At 43.4% G+C, this 18469-nt stretch carries 14 protein-coding genes and 1 pseudogene; 9 read left to right on the top strand and 6 right to left on the bottom strand.

The window, feature by feature from the left end:
* The coding region (locus ACM0OZ_RS28305; RefSeq protein ID WP_414586168.1) for an RNA-guided endonuclease InsQ/TnpB family protein at positions 1-573 on the bottom strand (573 nt) is incomplete at its 3' end.
* Between the two features lie 59 nt (positions 574-632).
* Between ACM0OZ_RS28305 and ACM0OZ_RS28300 the strand changes: the two genes are divergently transcribed.
* The 3 genes from ACM0OZ_RS28300 (at position 633) to ACM0OZ_RS28290 (ending at position 7920) form a co-directional block, all read left to right on the top strand.
* Complete coding sequence (locus ACM0OZ_RS28300; protein WP_414586167.1) at positions 633-818, top strand: hypothetical protein; 186 nt, start codon at positions 633-635, stop codon at positions 816-818.
* 129 nt (positions 819-947) lie between these two features.
* A complete protein-coding gene (locus ACM0OZ_RS28295; RefSeq protein WP_414586166.1) occupies positions 948-7055 on the top strand; it encodes an AAA family ATPase in 6108 nt (2035 codons plus the stop codon).
* A gap of 235 nt (positions 7056-7290) precedes the next feature.
* Positions 7291-7920, top strand: a complete 630-nt coding sequence (locus tag ACM0OZ_RS28290; protein ID WP_414586165.1) for a response regulator — start codon at positions 7291-7293, stop codon at positions 7918-7920.
* Here the strand turns inward: ACM0OZ_RS28290 and ACM0OZ_RS28285 are convergent.
* Positions 7855-8361, bottom strand: coding sequence for an acyl-CoA thioesterase (locus tag ACM0OZ_RS28285; RefSeq protein WP_414586164.1), 507 nt, complete (start codon positions 8359-8361; stop codon positions 7855-7857). The two genes, ACM0OZ_RS28290 and ACM0OZ_RS28285, sit on opposite strands and share 66 nt — an antisense overlap.
* A gap of 551 nt (positions 8362-8912) precedes the next feature.
* A pseudogene (locus ACM0OZ_RS28280) lies at positions 8913-9077 on the bottom strand (ISKra4 family transposase); the annotation flags it as partial.
* 177 nt (positions 9078-9254) lie between these two features.
* On the opposite strand from ACM0OZ_RS28280, the gene ACM0OZ_RS28275 reads away from it, so the two are divergent.
* From ACM0OZ_RS28275 to ACM0OZ_RS28260, 4 genes are all read left to right on the top strand, one after another.
* On the top strand, positions 9255-9578 hold the full coding sequence (locus ACM0OZ_RS28275) for a hypothetical protein (protein ID WP_414586163.1): 324 nt from the start codon (positions 9255-9257) through the stop codon (positions 9576-9578).
* Between the two features lie 514 nt (positions 9579-10092).
* Positions 10093-11724: an AAA-like domain-containing protein gene (locus ACM0OZ_RS28270; protein ID WP_414586162.1), complete on the top strand. Its 1632-nt coding sequence runs from the start codon at positions 10093-10095 to the stop codon at positions 11722-11724.
* Between the two features lie 3 nt (positions 11725-11727).
* Positions 11728-14319, top strand: coding sequence for an AAA-like domain-containing protein (locus ACM0OZ_RS28265; protein ID WP_414586161.1), 2592 nt, complete (start codon positions 11728-11730; stop codon positions 14317-14319).
* 229 nt (positions 14320-14548) lie between these two features.
* Positions 14549-14779, top strand: coding sequence for a hypothetical protein (locus ACM0OZ_RS28260; RefSeq protein WP_414586160.1), 231 nt, complete (start codon positions 14549-14551; stop codon positions 14777-14779).
* A 221-nt stretch (positions 14780-15000) separates the two neighbouring features.
* On the opposite strand, the gene ACM0OZ_RS28255 is transcribed toward ACM0OZ_RS28260, so the two are convergent.
* From ACM0OZ_RS28255 to ACM0OZ_RS28245, 3 genes are all read right to left on the bottom strand, one after another.
* Positions 15001-15684, bottom strand: coding sequence for a hypothetical protein (locus ACM0OZ_RS28255; protein ID WP_414586159.1), 684 nt, complete (start codon positions 15682-15684; stop codon positions 15001-15003).
* A gap of 263 nt (positions 15685-15947) precedes the next feature.
* Positions 15948-16142 (bottom strand): hypothetical protein, encoded by a 195-nt coding sequence (locus ACM0OZ_RS28250; RefSeq protein ID WP_414586158.1) that lies wholly within the window; start codon positions 16140-16142, stop codon positions 15948-15950.
* A gap of 259 nt (positions 16143-16401) precedes the next feature.
* Positions 16402-16542: a hypothetical protein gene (locus ACM0OZ_RS28245; protein WP_414586157.1), complete on the bottom strand. Its 141-nt coding sequence runs from the start codon at positions 16540-16542 to the stop codon at positions 16402-16404.
* A 441-nt stretch (positions 16543-16983) separates the two neighbouring features.
* Between ACM0OZ_RS28245 and ACM0OZ_RS28240 the strand changes: the two genes are divergently transcribed.
* The gene (locus ACM0OZ_RS28240) at positions 16984-17541 is read left to right on the top strand and encodes a DsbA family protein (RefSeq protein WP_414586156.1); all 558 of its coding nucleotides are present in this window, start codon (positions 16984-16986) and stop codon (positions 17539-17541) included.
* Positions 17542-17571: 30 nt separating this feature from the next.
* Positions 17572-18402 carry an SDR family oxidoreductase gene (locus ACM0OZ_RS28235; protein WP_414586155.1) on the top strand — a complete coding sequence of 277 codons (831 nt, stop codon included), beginning with the start codon at positions 17572-17574 and terminating at the stop codon, positions 18400-18402.
* The last annotated feature ends 67 nt before the right edge of the window (positions 18403-18469 follow it).

Below are 18469 nucleotides of genomic sequence, written 5' to 3'. Positions count from 1 at the left end.
GTATTCCAAACCGACATCTAAGCCAATCTCCCCATCCGCGATTCTCGGCTCAGGAATTATATCCACTTTTACGCAGAATTGAACATAGTAGCCATCAGCCCTACGCACAATCCGAACTCGTTTAATTAACTCAATTGGATATGTATGGATATCCCACTTACCCAAAAGCCGCAAGGTACCAATACCTTTTTTGTCTAAGAAGGTAATCCGACGCTTGGTTGGGTGCAGCTTCCATCCTGAGGTTTTGTACTCAACACAACGAGCATCCTTTTTAAAACGTGGATAGCCCTTTTTACCCGGCTTATTCTTTTTACAATTGTCGAAAAACCGTGAAATAGCTCGCTCTACATTCTCAACGGATGCTTGAGTTGCATGGCTGTTTAGGTTTTTGACAAATTCAAATTCTGCGCGCAATCGAGTGTTGTATTGGTACAGTTCTTTTTTGCCTACACCACGGTTGTCCATCCAGTATCTCAGCACCTTGTTTCGCACAAACTGACTTGTACGAATAGCTTCATTTATTGCTGTTGCTTGCGACTTCTTGACTACCGCTTTGTACTCCAATACCAACACTCTTGAACCACCTCCTCTTATTTGTTAACTTATGGTTAGTATATCCACACTTACTGAAAATGGCAACAGGTAAAGGAAAAAAAAGAATAAAAAATCAACCGGTGTTTTACAATGAGTTAAAAACTAGGCATAATATCATAATCACTCCGAGTTCTTGGATGAAATTGCAGATATATGCCAAAAAACAGGGAGTGAGTGTTAGTGAACTTATCGAGCAGTGGGCGCAAAAATTAGACGGGGATTAAAATCCCCTACGGGCTTATCCCCATAAATGAATTTAGGGGCTTGCGCCCTTCGATTGTCGGTCAAGTCAATGGCTTGTCATACCGCAGTTTTTGCAACACAACCCATGATACTCATCGGGAGAGAGTTCAATGATTGCCCTAGCCGGAGTTGCCTTCCATTGCAAAATCTATGAGAGTTCAACATCTTTGGTGTACCGGGGTATCAGGGTGCAAGACGATCAAGCGATCGTCGTAAAAATGCTTAAGCAAGATTATCCCTCTGGTCAGGAGTTGACCCGCTACAGACAGGAATATGAAATTACCCGTTCCCTCAACCTCCAAGGAGTTGTCAAGGCATACAGCCAGCAGGAGTATCAACGCACTCTGGTTATTCTGTTAGAAGACTTTGGCGGAGAATCCCTAGAGCAATGGATGCACAAGCGCCCAGACTTCTGCCCGATGCCCTTATCCACGTTTCTGCGTCTTGCAATCGACCTGACAGACATTCTGGGCAGAATCCATGCAGCCAATGTCATTCATAAGGATATCAACCCTGGAAACATCGTCCTCAATCCGGATACTGGCGTTGTCAAAATTATTGACTTCGGGATTGCCACACGCTTTAACCGCACCAATCCGACGTTCAAAAGCCCTCATGTTTTAGAAGGGACACTCGCCTACGTGTCTCCAGAGCAAACAGGGCGGATGAACCGTTTGCTCGATTATCGCACCGATTTTTACTCGCTCGGTGTAACGTTCTACGAACTTCTAACCGGACAGTTGCCGTTTCCAACAACGGATATACTTGAGCTAGTCCATTGTCATATTGCCAAAGAGCCTGTACCGCCTCATGAGGTGAATCCAACCATTCCCAAACCAGTTTCAGATATCATTCTAAAACTGATGGCGAAAAATGCGGAGGATCGCTATCAGAGTGCTTGGGGAATCAAAGCAGATTTAGAAATCTGTGCTCAGCAATTAGAGGAATTCGGTCAAATTGATAGCATTCAACTCGGTCTTCAAGACGTTTGGGATCAGTTTCAAATTCCCCAAAAATTGTATGGACGAGACAAAGAAGTTGCGATATTAATGGCAGCGTTCGCTCGCGTCGCTTCTTTACAAAACCATGCAGAAACGACTGCACAGAGGGAACAAACGAGCAAGCCAACATTCAAAGTCGAAATGATGTTGGTATCTGGCTTTGCTGGAATTGGGAAATCAGCGTTAGTGCAGGAACTCTACAAACCAATCACGGCAAAGCGCGGCTATTTTATCTCTGGTAAATTTGATCAATTAGGGCGCAATATTCCCTACAGCGCGATCGCCCATGCCCTGCAAAAATTGGTGCAGCAACTGCTAGGTGAACCCGACGAACAGGTGCAGCAGTGGCGATCGCGTCTGCTCACGGCGTTGGGAAGCAACGGACAGATCATCATTGATGTCATCCCTGAAGTTGAACTGATTATTGGCAAGCAACCACCCGTACCGGAAGTTGGAGCAACTGAAGCTCAAAATCGCTTCAATCTAATCTTTGGGAAGTTTGTACGGGTGTTTTGCTCAAAGGAACATCCGCTTGTAATCTTCTTAGATGATTTGCAGTGGATAGACTCAGCAACGCTTAAGTTAATCGAGCTGATGCTGCTCGATGAGCAAACCCAATCCTTATTTTTGATTGGAGCGTATCGAGATAATGAAGTCAATCCAACACATCCATTGGTATTAACGCTCTCGAAACTGCGAAAACAAGGAGCTGTGATTCAAGAAATTGTTCTAGCACCTTTAACGCTCTTGCCGTTGAGTCAGTTGATTGCCGAAACGCTGCATCGGGATGCAGACACCGTTCGTTCCTTAGCTGAGTTAGTGTTGCGTAAAACTGAGGGCAATCCCTTCTTCGTCGCTGAATTTTTGAGAATGCTGCATAGCGAAAATCTGCTGACGTTTGATTCTCAACACTATCGCTGGAAGTGGAACATTGCTCAGATTGAAGCCCAAGATATCACTGATAATGTTGTGGAGTTGATGCTCCTCAAGTTGAAGAAACTACCAGAGAACACACAGCAAATTCTCCGCTATGCTGCTTGTGTCGGGGCTGAATTTGATTTAGATACGTTAGCGATTGTTTGTGAGCAACCTCCTAAAGCAGTTTCTCTAGATTTATTGGCAGCCATCCAAGCTGGATTAATTCAACCCCTATCTGAATTAGACGAGGACTTGTTAGTTCAAGAGTATAAGTTCTTGCATGACCGAATGCAGCAAGCGGCATACGCCTTAATCGATGAGTCCCAGAAACAAGTTGTTCATTTACAAATTGGTCGCAATCTACTAGAAAAGACCTCACCAGAGCGAATATCAGAACGGCTATTTGAAATAGTTGATCATCTTAATCATGGAATTGAGCTGGAGAGCGAGCAATCAGAACGAAATGAAATCGCTTTCTTAAATTTAATCGCAGGTCAGAAAGCAAAAGCAGCGATCGCCTATACTGTGGCGAAAAAATATTTAGCGACAGCAAGAGTTTGGCTGGCAGCTTCTAGCTGGCAAACAAACTATGAACTGACATTAGATTTATATTTAGAAACAACAGAAGTTTGCTACTTATGTGGCTATTTTGAACGGGTAGAATCCTGGGCAGCGATCGTTCTACAATTCGCCAAAACGGTTCTCGACATCGTAAAAGTTTACGAAGTCAAAATTCAAACCTATATGGCGCAGAGCCAGCTATTGAAAGCGATAAATACTGGATTGCAAGTTTTGCAGCAACTGGGGATCAGTTTTCCCGAAACGCCGAGTCAGTCAGATATTTACCTTGAACTAGACGCAATCACATCCCGCTTGAGTGAGAAAGCGATCTCTGACTTGATCCATTTGCCCCAAATGACCGAGCCGGATAAGTTAGCGGCGATGCGAATCCTATCGGGCATAACAGTTGCTGCCTATATTGCGGCTCCCGCTCTGATTCCTCTACTTGCATCTAAACAGGTCAATTTGTCAATCCAATATGGTAATGCTTTTGTATCTCCCTTTGCCTATGCCAGCTTTGGGGTAATTCTTTGTGGGATGGTCGGAAACATAGAGTCTGGCTACGAGTTTGGACAGCTTGCTTTAAGGCTGTTGTCACAGCAAAATACCCATTCACTCAAAGCGCGGACATTGCACCTTGTAAATTACTTCATCATTCACCGGAAAAAACATACTAGAGAATCACTGGAGCCATTATTAGAAGGCTATCAAAGTGGACTAGAAACTGGGGACTTAGAGTTTGCCTCCTATTGCGCTTACGATTACTGCTTCCAATCCTTTGCCATCGGTAAGGAACTCGTGGAGGTCAAACGCGAGATGAGAGCATACAGTGAAGTATTCCGTCAAATCAAACAGGAAGTAGCGCTCAATTGGACTCAAATATTTCAGCAGTCTGTCTCAAATTTGATGGGATGCTCGGTCAATCCAACCCGTCTAGTTGGTGAATTTTACAATGAAGTGAATGGATTGCCACAACACGAAGCAGCAAATGATGAAACCGCAATATTTTTGGTACCTTTCAACAAACTTTTCCTATGTTATCTATTTTCTGAGTACGCTCAGGCAGTTAAAAACTCGGCTTCTGCAAAAAGTTATTTAATCCAAAGAAGAACGACTCCGCTTGAACCTTTGTACTACCTGTATGATTCTCTGGCAAAACTTGCCACATACCCCGGAAGCAGCGCCCAAGTGCAGGAAGAAATCCTCAAAAACGTTGCCCTTAACCAAGAGAAAATGAAGCAATGGGCACATTATGCGCCCATGAATCATTTGCATAAATATCATTTAGTGCAAGCAGAAACTGCACGAGTTTTGGGTCAGTTGTTTGAAGCAGAAGATCTCTACGAACAAGCTATCCAGGGAGCTAGGGAAAATGGATATCTTCAAGAAGAGGCGTTAGCATACGAATTGGCTGCTAAACATTACCTGGCGCGAGGTAGGGAGAAAATCGCCCAAACTTACATGAAGGAAGCACATTACTGCTACGAACGCTGGGGAGCAACTGCGAAAGTAAGAGATTTAGAAACTCGCTATCCACAGCTATTTCCTCAGTCGGTTCACGCGTCAACCCACACCACTTCTGGAACCACCTCTAGTCGCTCAGACATCGCTTTCGATTTAGCAGCGGTGATGAAAGCATCACAAGCAATTTCTCGTGAAATTGAACTGGAGGCGTTACTCACTTCCTTGATGAAAATCCTAATCGAGAATGCTGGAGCACAAACAGGATTTTTGATTTTGGAAAACGCAGGAAAATGGGTGATTGAAGCGTCTGGTGAACTCAATGATGGTGAAGCAGTTGCGGTGAGCCACCCCGTTGCGGGGGTTCCCCCCGTTGTAGGGAGTGGCGAACCCGTAAGGGTGGACGGGTTCCCCGGCATAAGCAAACTGCTGAACCCGGAGGGTGAGAAGCTCTGTGCTACGCGAGTACTGCAATCGATTCCGATGGCAAATCGCTTACCCGAATCAATTATTCAGTATGTCATCCGGACTCATGAATGTGTCATCTTAAATGATGCGACTCGTGAAGGTAATTTTACCAATGAGCCATACATTCAACACAACCAAACGAAATCAATCTTCTGTTTGCCGCTGCTGAATCAAGGTAAGCTTATCAGCATATTATATTTAGAAAATCAACTAGCAACTGGAGTATTTACACCAGAGCGAGCGCAAGTTTTGCATCTGTTATCGACCCAAGCAGCCATTGCGATCGAAAATGCCAAACTCTACTCAAAGCTACGCGAAGGCGAAAGTAGGATGAGGCAATTTCTAGAAGCGGTTCCGGTGGCAATTGGCGTAGTGGATGCGGCGGGTTGCCCTTACTACGCCAACCAACGGAGAATTGAACTAGTGGGTAAAGGGATTGATCCTTCGGTGAGACCGGAGCAATTCGCAGAAGTTTATCAATTTTATCTGGCGGGAACAGACCAAAAGTATCCAACTGAGAAACTGCCAATGGTTCGGGCGTTGCGCGGCGAACGCATCACGGTTGACGATATGGAAATTCGCCAAAACAACACGATAATTCCAGTTGAGGCGTGGGGAACTCCAGTATTTGACGAACAGGGCAATGTGGCGTATGCGATCGTAGCCTTTCAAGACATCACAGAGCGGAAACGAACAGAGCAACTGCTAGCCGATTACAACCGTACTTTAGAGCAACAGGTAGCGGAACGAACGGCAGCTTTACAGCAAAGCGAAGCAGAACTGCGCGATGTCTACGACGAGCTTCGCTTACGAGAACAGGAATTACGGCTGATCACCGACGCTCTACCCGTTTGTATCAGTTATGTGGATGCTGATCAACGCCATCGATTTGTCAACCATACCTATGAGGTTTGGCTTAGCTGTAGTCGAGATGAGATTTTGGGCAAGTCTGTTTGTGAACTCCTCGGGGATACGGTTTATGAAATTGTTGAACCGTATATCAATCAAGCGTTAGCAGGACAAACTACAACCTATGAAGCAGAAATACCCTTACCAGCAGGCAAAAAGTATATCAGTGCAACCTTAATCCCCGATTTCGATGTCAATGCTCAAGTAATAGGATTTTATGCTCTAATCACAGACATTACCGAACAGCGAAACGCTGCACTGCGTGAACGCAAACGTGCTGAAGAAGCCTCAATTTTAAAGGAACGCAACCGCATGGCACGCGAAATTCACGATACACTGGCTCAAGCGTTTACAGGCATTCTTGTTCAGGTAGGAGCCGCAACCCAGGTGCTAGCGGATGATTTAGAAGCAACACAGGCACATCTGGAAATGATCGATGAATTGGCACGAACTGGGCTTACCGAAGCCCGTCGTTCAGTGACAGCACTCCGTCCCCAGCTATTGGAAGATGGCAGCTTGCACAGCGCCCTTTACCGTCTGGTCACTCAGATGAGAGCCGCTACCGATACCGCTCTTATCTACGAAATCAAAGGCACAGCCTATCCCTTGCCAGCCGAGGTTGAGAATAACTTACTACGGATTGGACAGGAAGCATTAACCAATGCGATAAAATACGCTGATGCTGGCGAAATTCGTGTTGAGTTGGTGTATGACAATGCACAATGTATCTTGCGCGTTAAAGACGATGGACGGGGTTTTGGCGTTGGTACCATCCCAACAGTTGGCGGATTTGGATTGCTGGGAATGAGTGAGCGGGCAGAAAATATTGGAGCACAACTGATGATTAGGAGCCAACCTGGGCAAGGAACAGAAATTGTTGTCATTATCAATCGAGAGTAAGAATCTTAAAAATGCACTCCTTACAAATGTAAAGTGAGGAACATTTGAAGAAGAACTCAGTCGTCAGAACGCAGAACACAGAATGCAATTAGTGGGGGCTTGAACCTCCGCAGCAGTTACGAGAACTCTACAATTTATAGTTAAATCTTGCTTATTCATTCTGACTACTCAGTTCTGAGTTCTGAGTACTTTTTTGGTCAACTTCTAATTTTGTACTTTCAATTTATTAATAATTATGAGCCAATCAACGAATATTCGTGTTCTGATTGTTGACGATCATTCCATTGTTAGACAAGGATTGGCAACCATCATTAACCGCGATCCAGAAATGACGGTGATTGCTCAAGCAGAAGATGGACAACAGGCGATAGATTGCTTTCGTGAATACCAACCAGATGTAACGCTCATGGATTTACGAATGCCCCAGATGGGAGGAGTTGAAGCCATTACTGCGATTTGTGCTGAATTTAAACCTGCCCGGATTATGGTGCTAACAACCTACGATGGTGATGAAGATATCTATCGCGGATTGCAGGCAGGTGCTAAAGGATATTTGCTCAAGGATGCTAAACCAAACGAACTTCTAAGTGCGATTCGCATGATTCATCACGGTCAGCAGTATATTCCACCATCCGTCGGGGCAAAACTGGTACAGCGGATGAGCAATCCAGAACTGAGTGAACGAGAGCTAGAGGTGCTGCGTTTAATGGCGCAAGGAATGAGTAATTTAGAAATTGGCACCGCTTTGACTATCGGTGAAAGCACCGTCAAATCTCACGTTAATCGAATTTTAAGTAAATTAGGAGTCAACGATCGCACTCAAGCCGTGATTGTTGCCGTTAAACGAGGGATTGTCACTTTGTAAGCAAGTCTTATTAACAGGTTGAGCGTCCACTGTTGAATGCACATAAGGCGCGAACAAAGACCGTTCTTCTGGACGAAACCGTCTTGGGCGCGTCGTTTGTCTATCCACAAACAATGCTTTTTGCCATCCTTCTGCTGCCAGCGTTCCCTGTTCGTTATAGAAGCGGAACTGCATGATAGCAGAGGCGTTTTTCAGTTCAGAAATCCACATTTCCACCCGCACGCGATCGCCCAAATAGAGCGGTGATTTATAGGTGATGTTGGTTTGAGCCAGAATCGGAACAATCCCTTGCTGAAAAATTTTGTGCGCTGGCATTCCAATGGCTTCTAGCAGTTTTGACCGTCCAATATCCATCCATTGAACATAGACAGCGTTGTTTACATGTCCAAGGAAATCAATGTGGAAATTATACAACTCTAATTCAAAAGAAATCTTTTGCATATTGAGACCTCAAAGTAATTAACTGGTGACAAGCGATACATTTTTAAGAATTGATTTCACTTCATCAACCGGATGACAACCTTACTTTTCACTCTTATCTGGAAAACCTCGCTTCCATTCCTCTCTCCTGCTTTTTGAGAGGCTTTAAATTCTCCCCCTTCCCTAAAAGGGAAGGGGGCTGGGGGGTTAGGTTCCGCGTTGGTTTTTCCACATGACGTGAAAAGTCAGGATGACAACAGATTGAAAGGGTTGGGTGATCGCCATCCACCCCTCTTTCTACTTTCTTTGAGTAAAGCAAACTAACGATCTTGCAACGGGCATTGCTATCAATGTTTGCATGAATTCAATATATGCAATTGTCTCTAACTTGTCGTCCACGTTGAGTTGAAACTTTTGCACAATAGAGTGATTGATTTATCAGCCCATCTTAAAATGGAAAGTTGACTCCAACTAAAGTTGGAATCTAAATTCAAACCTTAGTAGGACTTGCCTACAAATTGACAATTCCGCGTCTAACTACAACAATCAGTTTATACCTCTGTTTTAGTTGCGATTTTTGGGCTCACCTGTTCCAACACTTGCTCCCGTACAGTCGTTTCGATACCTTCAAAGGTTTCGATTTTTTCTGGTGGGGTGTTTTTATAAAGGATTTTGGCTATCTCTTTGATATGGGTTTCTATCAGTTTTTTATCTTCAGGTGTCATCGTTACAACCATGCTCCCTTACTACAAGCATTTTTGCAGTTGTAGGGTCTGAAGTCTATTCCTCCTATTATTCGCGATTAATACTCGCGAATAATTTTCCGCCTCTCCCATCATTTTGCATACATTGGGATGCTCCCCTTTTTGTGCTTACTTATTTATGTCGCACTTGGGGCTTGGGTTGGTATTAACATGCCGTTAAAAATTGCCTGTCCCGACACTAAAAGCATTTGCTTTCTACTGCGACTTGATAAGTCAAAGGTGGTATTACCTAATAAGCGGAAGGCGAACGCACCCTTTGCAACTGTAGCAATTAGTGATGTTAAGGAAACACCGTTAGCAGCAACAATTGCCCCTGCTGTTGCCTTAAGGGTCGAGGTCAATAGCGAGGACTTTACTCTGCTCGCCAACAGTCCGCCTAGACAGATCGATAGTCAATGTGAAGGTAAGTCATCTCATACCCATCAAGATCCCACACCCGAAGGTTGGTATATTCCGTCACCAATGAAAGAGTAGTTATGATAACTCCTTGGTAAGTAAGTAGGCGAGAAAAAATTAAAATATGTAAAGAAAAGTAAAGCTTGTAAACTAGCTCGTAGTAAGCGCTTTAGCGCTAAAGCGCTTACTACATACCTTTAATTATTTACACCGACCTACTTACATAACCACTAAACTTATTTGGCGATCGCTTAAGGGGCAGTAACTTCCGCCAATTGCAACAAATAAATATTTGAGTGGAATCCGGAATCCTGGAATCTAGTTTTGTAGCTTACTGTGTCACTAAAAAACAGTGACGCATCAAAACTTATCGATGATTTAATTTATTAACTTTTAAAATCACTATAACTAACCAAGCCACACTGTTTTTCAGCAGTGTGGTCTTATAATATGCATTTTTTATTCAATCCACAAGTACTGCGGTACAGACACCATCCTTTATTATTAAGTGCATAAGCAATGAGTGCTTGCACTTATACAAAAGAGTCTGTGTCAATGCGAGGTCATAACTCTTGAACACCTTAAGTTTCTCATGAGTGATAATCCCAGTCCAAACCGAAAAATCCTGCTGATGTCAGCAAATCCCTCTGGAACAAGCCCATTGCGTCTGGATGAGGAGATGCGCGAAATAAAGGAAGGGTTAAGACGGGCAAAGAAACGCGATCGCTTTTCAATAGATCGGGCAGAAGCAGTACGCTACAGAGATATACACAGAGCTATTCTGGAATACGAACCGCACATCATTCACTTTTCTGGGCATGGTTCTGGAGAAGATGGTTTGGTATTTGAAGATGAAGCGGGTCAAATCAAGCTCGTTGATGCAGAAGCTTTGGCAGGATTGTTTCAACTGTTCGCTGACAAAGTTGAGTGTGTTGTCCTTAATGCTTGTTATTCAGAGTACCAGGCAAGAGCGATCGCACAACACATTCATTATGTCATAGGCATTCGTCAGGCAATCCAAGATAGAGCAGCCATTGAATTTGCTGTCGGTTTTTATGATGCACTCGGAGCAGATAAGAGTTATGAATTTGCTTATAAACTAGGTTGTAGTCTTATTCAGGTAGCAGGGATACCACAACATCTCATCCCTCAACTTATGACTCAGAATAATTTACAATTTCAACGTTCAAAAGAAACACTACCTGGTAATTCTACACCAGAACCAGATAAAATCATATATATTGAACGATCGCCCATTGAAGAGAAAAGCTTTGGTGCGATTGTACAACCAGGGGCGCTGATTCGCCTGAAAGCACCGCAGAGGATGGGAAAAACTTTACTATTGGAGAAAGCACTCAACTATGCGAGAGAGCAGGGTTATCAAACAGCTAAATTAGATTTGAAACTTGCTGATACTGATACCTTAACTAGCTTAAAAAGTTTCTTGCAGTGGTTATGCGTTGATGTTTCTGATAGTTTAGAACTTCAACTTAAGGTGAACGAATACTGGCAAGATATCTACGGGCTGAATAAAAACTGTACTCGTTACTTTCAAAAGTATTTACTCTCAGATATCAAAACTCCTCTGGTCTTTGCTATAGATAATTTTGAACGGTTATTTGAATATCCTGATATTTTCTCCCCATTTTGCTTGCTTCTGCGGAGTTGGTATGAAACAGCGAAACAAGGGGACAGAGTTGGTAATATTTGGAAGAAATTGCGGTTAGTGGTGGTTCATTCCACCGAAGTTTATCCTTCCTTGGATACCAATCATTCACCGTTTAATGTTGGATTAGCGATAGAGTTACCCGAATTTAACCTTTCTCAGGTCATAACTCTTGCCAACCAGTATGAATTAGATGGACAGTTGGGAGAAGATGGATTGATTCAGTTGATGCAGTTGGTAGGAGGACATCCATATCTCATACAGCAGGCTTTAGCCAATCTCAAGAGTCAGCAAATCACTTTAGAACAACTTTTAAGCCTTGCGCCGACGGAACAAGGGATTTTTAGCGACCATCTGCGACAGCAACTATGGAATTTACAACACAATCCTCAGTTAGAATCAGCTTATAAAAAAGTGGTGATGGCAGATGAACCTATGAGACTTGATGCGGAAGTTGGGTTTAAACTGCACAGCTTGGGGTTAGTGAAACTCTCTGGTAATGATTGCGTTCCCAGTTGCGATTTATATCGTCAGTACTTTTCAATCCGTTTGGGGTAAGCTATGGTTGACCAGTATATTTTCTCTGGAAGTTTACCCGAAGAAGCCACCACTTATGTGACGCGAGAAGCTGATGGCGAATTGTATGAAGGACTCAAGGCGGGTAAATTTTGTTATGTGCTGAACTCCAGACAAAGTGGAAAGTCCAGCTTGCGTGTGCGAACCATGCGCCGATTACGAGAGTCTGGCGTAGAATGTGCAGCTATTGACCTTTCTGCTGGAGGGATTCAGAATGTCCCACCAGAACAATGGTATGCAGATTTGATTGATACGCTCGTTGAGAGTTTTGGATTGGATGTAGAATTTGGGGATTGGTGGTCACAAAATCAGTTAAATTCGCTTGTCACGCGATTTCGGAAGTTTCTTGAAGAGATACTGCTTGCTGAGATTAAAGAGAATATTGTCATTTTTATTGATGAGATTGATAGTGTTCTCAGCCTCAATTTCCCCACAGACGACTTTTTTGCATTTATCCGTGCCTGTTACAATCAGCGTGTTGATAATCCTGAATATAATCGCCTCACCTTTTGTTTGTTGGGAGTCGCATCACCAAGCAATTTGATAGAAGATAAGAAGCGCACCCCGTTTAATATTGGGAAAGCTATTTCTCTCAAGGGATTTCAACTGCACGAAGTCGAACCGTTAGAGAAGGGGTTGCACGGAAGGTATTCTGATTCTCAAGCAGTGATGAAAGAAATCTTACACTGGACGGGAGGACAACCGTTTCTGACACAAAAGCTGTGTCAGTTTATAGTGGAAGAGTCAGAAAGAGATAATCCCCGTACTGTTGAACAGGTAGTGCGATCGCGCATTATTGAAAATTGGGAATCCCAAGATGAACCAGAACATCTGCGAACGATTCGAGATAGGATTCTCAGGGATGAACAACGCGCATCTTATTTGTTGGAATTGTATCAGCAAATCCGGCAGACGGAGGAGCAATCTGAGATTACAGCAGATGATACTTTAGAGCAAAGCGAACTACAGCTTTCAGGATTAGTCGTTAGCCAACAAAATAAGTTAAGAGTTTACAACCCAATTTATAAGGAGATTTTCGAGCAGAATTGGATTGAAACTCAATTAAGAAATTTACGCCCATATTCAGAGAATTTTAAGTTTTGGGTAGCTTCTGGGGGTAGCGATGACTCCCGATTGTTGCGCGGAAAAGCATTACAGGATGCTTTGTCATGGGCGAAAGATAAAAGTCTAAATTATCAAGATAGAGAGTTTTTAGCCGCTAGTCAAGCAAAGGAAAAAGAAGAGGCGAGCGCTGCAAAAGAACAAGAAGCTGCATTAAAAAGAGAGAGAGAGGATAAGGAAGCAGCACAGGCAAGAAATCAACTACTCAGTGAAGCTAATAAGAAAGTTAAAATAAGAATTAGTTGTGCATTTGTTGTTTTAGTTGTAGCAGTTCTGGGAGCAACAACTATAGGGTTATCTTCTAGAAAACAACTTAATGAAACGAAAGAAGAAGTTGAAGCTGTTCAGGAATTAAATAAACTAGCTGGTGAATTACAAAAAAATACCAACTCTCGCTCTCTTGGAATTACCTTTGATTCAAACGAGGCTTTAAGGCTATCTGCCTTATCTTTTAACATTAATAATCACCAACTCAAACAAGCATTAGTATTTGCTGCTAGTTCACAAGCATATCAACAGCTAAAAAAATTAAAAGAGGCAGAACGAGAAATTAAACAAAGCCAGAAAATTTTATATGAAGCTGGTAAGAAAAATTTAGATTCCAGTCAGGGCTTACAAGTTCAAGTATTATTTCAGCAATATCAAGGAAGTCTACTAGCTCAATATCAAGAAATTCAAAAAGCTACTGAAGCTTATAATAAAGCATTTAAGATTTTAAAAAATAATTCACAGGAAACTGATTTTACTAAAGGTAATCAGTTGCTTACAGGTGAAAATATTGAAGCTGTTCATCGACGTCTAATAGAGCTACTCTCCAAAAATCATACAAAATCAGAATTGAGGAAAGACGTTGAAGCATCTCTCACTAAACATTTATATGCTCAACTTAAATATTATCTGAAGGATAAAAATTGGAAGGCTGCTGAGCCGCTAACATCTCAACTCATGCTTAATGTTGCTAAAAGAGAAGAACAACAATATTTAGATGATGACGACATTAATAATTTTTCTTGTCCAGACCTAAAAGAAATAAACAAACTTTGGGTAGAATCAGACAAACGTTTTGGCTTTAGTGTGCAAAAGGAAATATGGATTAAGACTGGGAATAGACTTAGTATAAAACCACTAGACTGGACTATGAAAGATTATGACAATTATCTTCGGTTTGCCAAGACAGTTGGATGGTATGATGACAAGAAAGTAAACGAAGCGGGAGGCTCAAAAGGAGACTTTTTGAGCTACGACGACTTGATAGAGCGTATAAAAGATAACCCTTCCTGGGGTAGGGGTAGCCTACCTATGGTGTTTTTAGTTTATTGGGAAGGGGGAAGGGTAGTTTTATTGGAAGGTTGGGGGAGCAGGTTGTATTGGAAGATTGGTTCAGGGGGGAGATGGGGGGGAGGGGGAGCAGAGCAAGGACCCTTCTTCTCTCGCGTTGCGACTTGTAAAGTGTAACATTTAAGGCTTTCGCAAGTTTGTAAATATTTATAAAAGTCTCCTTTCCCACGCAATAATCAGCATTTTATAAATCCGATACCTGGCACCGGGGGAATATAGCAGTTTGCGTTGATAAATTTTTCTGCTACCTCATGCACCTCCCTACTCTCCGTCACCCTCTGCTTGTCCCAAGGTAGGCTCATTTGTCCCGGTGAAGATTTCTTCGACTTACCACCCTTCACTACCGATGGCAAAAAGCGACTACCCCAGTAATTTCGCTTCTCTGGTTTCGCCTGTGGTCGATATTTCTGACAAAACCTGCGATACTTCGCCGCGCATTCCTCCAAAGTTCGTCCTAATTGTAAAAACGCCGGATGCCACTCCCTATCGGGAAGTCAAAAGTCAAAAGTCAAAAGTCAAAAGTCAAAAAATATGTATTCGCGTCGTACAAGAAATACAAACTACTTCCTTATTATAAACGAACGCGATGCTGCCAAAGGGAGCCGCGCAACGCGCGATGGCACAAAGTGCCCGTTTTGCGATCGCACTTATGATAGCAGCGCGCTTACCGTTCCCACGTATGCTCCGATATTCTTAAGTATGTGATAGGTATTGCCAAGTAACAGTGAAAGCACAATCACTTCACGCGTCAGATATGAAAGCTGTTTTACTCCTGACTCCCGTCGGTGTTCGGCGAGCTCACACGAGCCGCTGATGCTCTGTTAAGCCTGACTCCTGAGTACTAAATTCTGCTATATCATCGCCATCAAAGATTTTGTCATCTACCAAGCGCGAGACACTCACCCCACCATCTACCATCAACAAAAGCGCTTCAGAAATTATCGTTTGAGGAAGTTTCCCAGTTTCTTTGACCAATTCCTCCAATACAACTCCCGCCTCTTGGTCATAACTTTTCCCACTCTCCCAATACCGTCGCCCATTTTTATCCATTTTCCAGACACTGACCTCTTCTTCTTCCGCCAGAAGTTCGCGCTCCATTTTCCGCATCAGCTTCACGTCGTCCATCTTGGCTTGCACAGCCTCTTGAGTCACTTTATCACCAGTAGCGGTAAAGTAATCTCGTACAGGCTCCATCATGGGTGTGACTAACTGAAGCGCCATGATTGTCCCAACCTGCCATAACACCAATGGCAACCGGACAAGCTTTATCCGTTTATTCGCGTCGCGTTCTGTAATACCGTTTTCTTGCAAATACTCTTGCCACTTGCGCTTGTTCTTGCCACACTCTTGCTTCTTATCCGCCAATTGCTGTGCTATCTGCCGACTTGCATCCGCCTCTCTCTTAAGCAGTTGCTGAATTGTAGGATTTTTTTGTAAATTTTCTTCAGAAGCGATCGCAGTTGCGTCAATGTTTGTTATCATGGCTTTAGATTTGATATTAAGAACTAAGCAAAAGCGCTCAAAGTTTGCGAGACTGGAGGGCGCTTTTGTTTTTTATATTTTACCATGCTTTTTTAATTAAAAAGCACAATAAATATAAATTTCTATCCTATTTTCTAGGTTTATTTTTGTTACAAAACCCCCCAACTGCTGCACATTGTTAGCGCGTGATTTCCCCAACTTCAAAACAGCTGGATACTACCAGCCTGCGATAACATCAATAGCAACAAGACTTGCTTTATCGTTTATTTGCGTCGCTTTCTGTCAAATCCTTTTGCAAATCCTTTTGTCACTTGCGGTTCTTCTTGCTTATTATCGGCTAGTTTTTCTGCTATCTGCTCCTTTACAAACGTCTCCAGTTTAAGCAGTTCCTGGATTGAAAGATTTTTTAGAACATTATTCCTGTGAATGCGCTGAATCTCGGAAAAATTTGATTTCATAATTTTAGTTAATGAATAATAACGAAACAAAAGCGCCATCGGTCTCCAAACTTTGAGCGCTTTGGTTATTGTATCTTACCATGCTTATATAACTAAAAAGCACAATACATATAGATTTCAAGCCTGTTCCTCAAGCTTATATTTCAAACTTTTAGATGGACGAGCAACTTATTCAGCAGCTTTGCTAGATTAATTGTTTGTGTGTTTAAATCTTTGATTTCATCCCAGTTAACTAACAAAGGATGAATGAATAATTAGTTCAAGGCTTGTGCGATGGCACGGAGTGCCCGCCTTCGCAGCGATCGCGTAACGTCCCCAAAGAGCATTGGCACGGAGTCCCGCATAAAGGCGATGCCCCTTCATGAGCCGCCCAAGAGGCGATCGCACTGAGTGTCCGCATAAAGGCGATGCTCCTTCATGAGCCGCCCAAGAGGCGATCGCACTTATGAGAAATGTAGTCTTGGGGTTTTTGGGTTGAAACCAATTTTTAGCTGGTAGTCCCTATCGTGCCACCAATTGCAAGCCACCAAATTTTTTTGTAAGCAAGTCGTATTAAGGTTTAAATTTGGATTCCAACTTTAGTTGGAGCCAACTTTCCATTTTGAGATGGACTGATTGCTCAACCACTCTATTGTGCAAAAGTTTCAACTCCTAGTGGACGACTTTTTAGAGTTAATTGCATATATTGAATTCATGCAAACATTGATAGCAATGCCCGTTGCAAAATCGTTCGTTTGCTTTACACAAATATTGTAGAAAGAGGGGTGTATGGCGATTGCCCCTTGGGCACTGCGCTCTGCGCAATCGCTTGCGATAAGCATGCTTTTCCTCGGAGGTATCAGTGAGTTATGACCGTGAACACCGTTTATTATTCGTCCCACCTTCAGCCCAGGATCATAGACAGGGTGTGCTAACTGCCACCGTGGTGCTGGTGATATATGGAGACTATCAATGTTGTCAAAGTGCAGACGTTTATCGGCTGATTAAAGTCATTGGGCAACAACTTAGTGTTTCGTTTGGAGAAAATTATTTGTGCTTTATCTTCCGTCATTTCCCACAAGTACAGATCCATTCCCATGCTCAATGTGCTGCTGAAGCGGCTGAAGCGGCAGCTGCCCAAGGTCAGTTTTGGCAGATGCATGATACCTTGTTCATCCATCAACAGGAGTTGGGAAACGGCTATCTGGTTGAGTATGGCAATAATCTAGGACTTGATATCTGCCAATTTCTGCAAGATATGTGTAAACACGTACATCTTGATCGCATCAATAAAGATATCGAAACTGGATTACACAGTGGAGTAACAGTTGCCCCAGCACTGTTTATTAATGGAATTCGGTATATCGGTCGCTGGAGCATTGAGCCGTTGATGGCAGCTATTGTCGCTGCAAATCATTAAGTTAGGCAAAGAAAAGCATCTGAGATAAATATGAAAAAAACGATTTTGATTACGGGAACCTCCTCTGGTCTTGGCAAAACCACCGCGCACCTTTTCGCTCACCAAGGTTGGAACGTCGTCGCCACAATGCGGCGCCCGGAGGAAGAACGAGAACTCGTCCAACTCAGCAACGTGCTTGTCACGCGGTTGGACGTTCAAGATCACGTAAGCATCACCACGGCAATCGAGGCTGCGATCGCTCGATTTGGACGGATCGACGCTTTGGTCAATAATGCCGGCTTTGGGCTTTTCGGGTTGTTCGAGGCGACGCCACCCGAGAAGGTAGCGGAGCAATTCAACGTCAACGTCTTTGGGGTCATGGATGTTACGCGCGCGATTTTGCCGCATTTCCGGCAAAACAAAGGCGGCTTGATCCTCAATATAGGCTCGGGAGCCGGCGTATTCACACTGCCGATGCTTTCGCTGTATTGCGCCAGCAAATTCGCACTCGAAGGTTTCACCGAGGCACTTTCCTACGAACTGGCTTCGCAGAATATTGTCGTGAAGATGATCGAGCCTGGCGGCGTGACGAGCACGAAGTTCGAGCAACGTAGTGGTGCCGAGGCTGTACAAAATGCGGCGATTCCTGACTATGATCGCTTCGTCGCGCACACCAACGCTGTCTTTGCGGGTCTCCGCGAAGTGTGCCAAGCCACAGAGGAGGACGTTGCCAAGGTCATTTACCAGGCAGCGACCGACGGCACGGATCGTTTGCGGTATGTAGCAACAGAAGACATTAAACCAATGGTGCAGGCGCGGCGAGAAACTTCTGAGGACGAATACATTGCTTTCATGCGCGATCGCTTTGGTACCAAAGCGTAACCCGTGCCGCTCCAGGTTTTGCAACACAACCAAAATCACTGCTTATTACATAAATCATTAATCAACA

The sequence above is a fragment of the Scytonema sp. PCC 10023 genome (assembly GCF_963920835.1).
In the GTDB taxonomy this organism is placed as follows: Bacteria; Cyanobacteriota; Cyanobacteriia; order Cyanobacteriales; family Nostocaceae; genus Kalymmatonema.
The sequence above is the reverse complement of the archived record's forward strand: the minus strand, read 5'-3'. Positions and strand labels throughout refer to the sequence as shown.

Excerpts from the sequence above, each read along its gene's own strand:
- ACM0OZ_RS28300 (WP_414586167.1), top strand. The coding sequence starts at position 633 with ATGGCAACAGGTAAAGGAAAAAAAAGAATAAAAAATCAACCGGTGTTT.
- ACM0OZ_RS28235 (WP_414586155.1), top strand. The coding sequence starts at position 17,572 with ATGAAAAAAACGATTTTGATTACGGGAACCTCCTCTGGTCTTGGCAAA.
- ACM0OZ_RS28250 (WP_414586158.1), bottom strand. The coding sequence starts at position 16,142 with ATGAAATCAAATTTTTCCGAGATTCAGCGCATTCACAGGAATAATGTT.
- ACM0OZ_RS28260 (WP_414586160.1), top strand. The coding sequence starts at position 14,549 with ATGGCAAAAAGCGACTACCCCAGTAATTTCGCTTCTCTGGTTTCGCCT.
- ACM0OZ_RS28295 (WP_414586166.1), top strand. The coding sequence starts at position 948 with ATGATTGCCCTAGCCGGAGTTGCCTTCCATTGCAAAATCTATGAGAGT.
- ACM0OZ_RS28275 (WP_414586163.1), top strand. The coding sequence starts at position 9,255 with ATGCCGTTAAAAATTGCCTGTCCCGACACTAAAAGCATTTGCTTTCTA.
- ACM0OZ_RS28255 (WP_414586159.1), bottom strand. The coding sequence starts at position 15,684 with ATGATAACAAACATTGACGCAACTGCGATCGCTTCTGAAGAAAATTTA.
- ACM0OZ_RS28265 (WP_414586161.1), top strand. The coding sequence starts at position 11,728 with ATGGTTGACCAGTATATTTTCTCTGGAAGTTTACCCGAAGAAGCCACC.
- ACM0OZ_RS28285 (WP_414586164.1), bottom strand. The coding sequence starts at position 8,361 with ATGCAAAAGATTTCTTTTGAATTAGAGTTGTATAATTTCCACATTGAT.
- ACM0OZ_RS28245 (WP_414586157.1), bottom strand. The coding sequence starts at position 16,542 with ATGCGGACACTCAGTGCGATCGCCTCTTGGGCGGCTCATGAAGGGGCA.
- ACM0OZ_RS28270 (WP_414586162.1), top strand. The coding sequence starts at position 10,093 with ATGAGTGATAATCCCAGTCCAAACCGAAAAATCCTGCTGATGTCAGCA.
- ACM0OZ_RS28290 (WP_414586165.1), top strand. The coding sequence starts at position 7,291 with ATGAGCCAATCAACGAATATTCGTGTTCTGATTGTTGACGATCATTCC.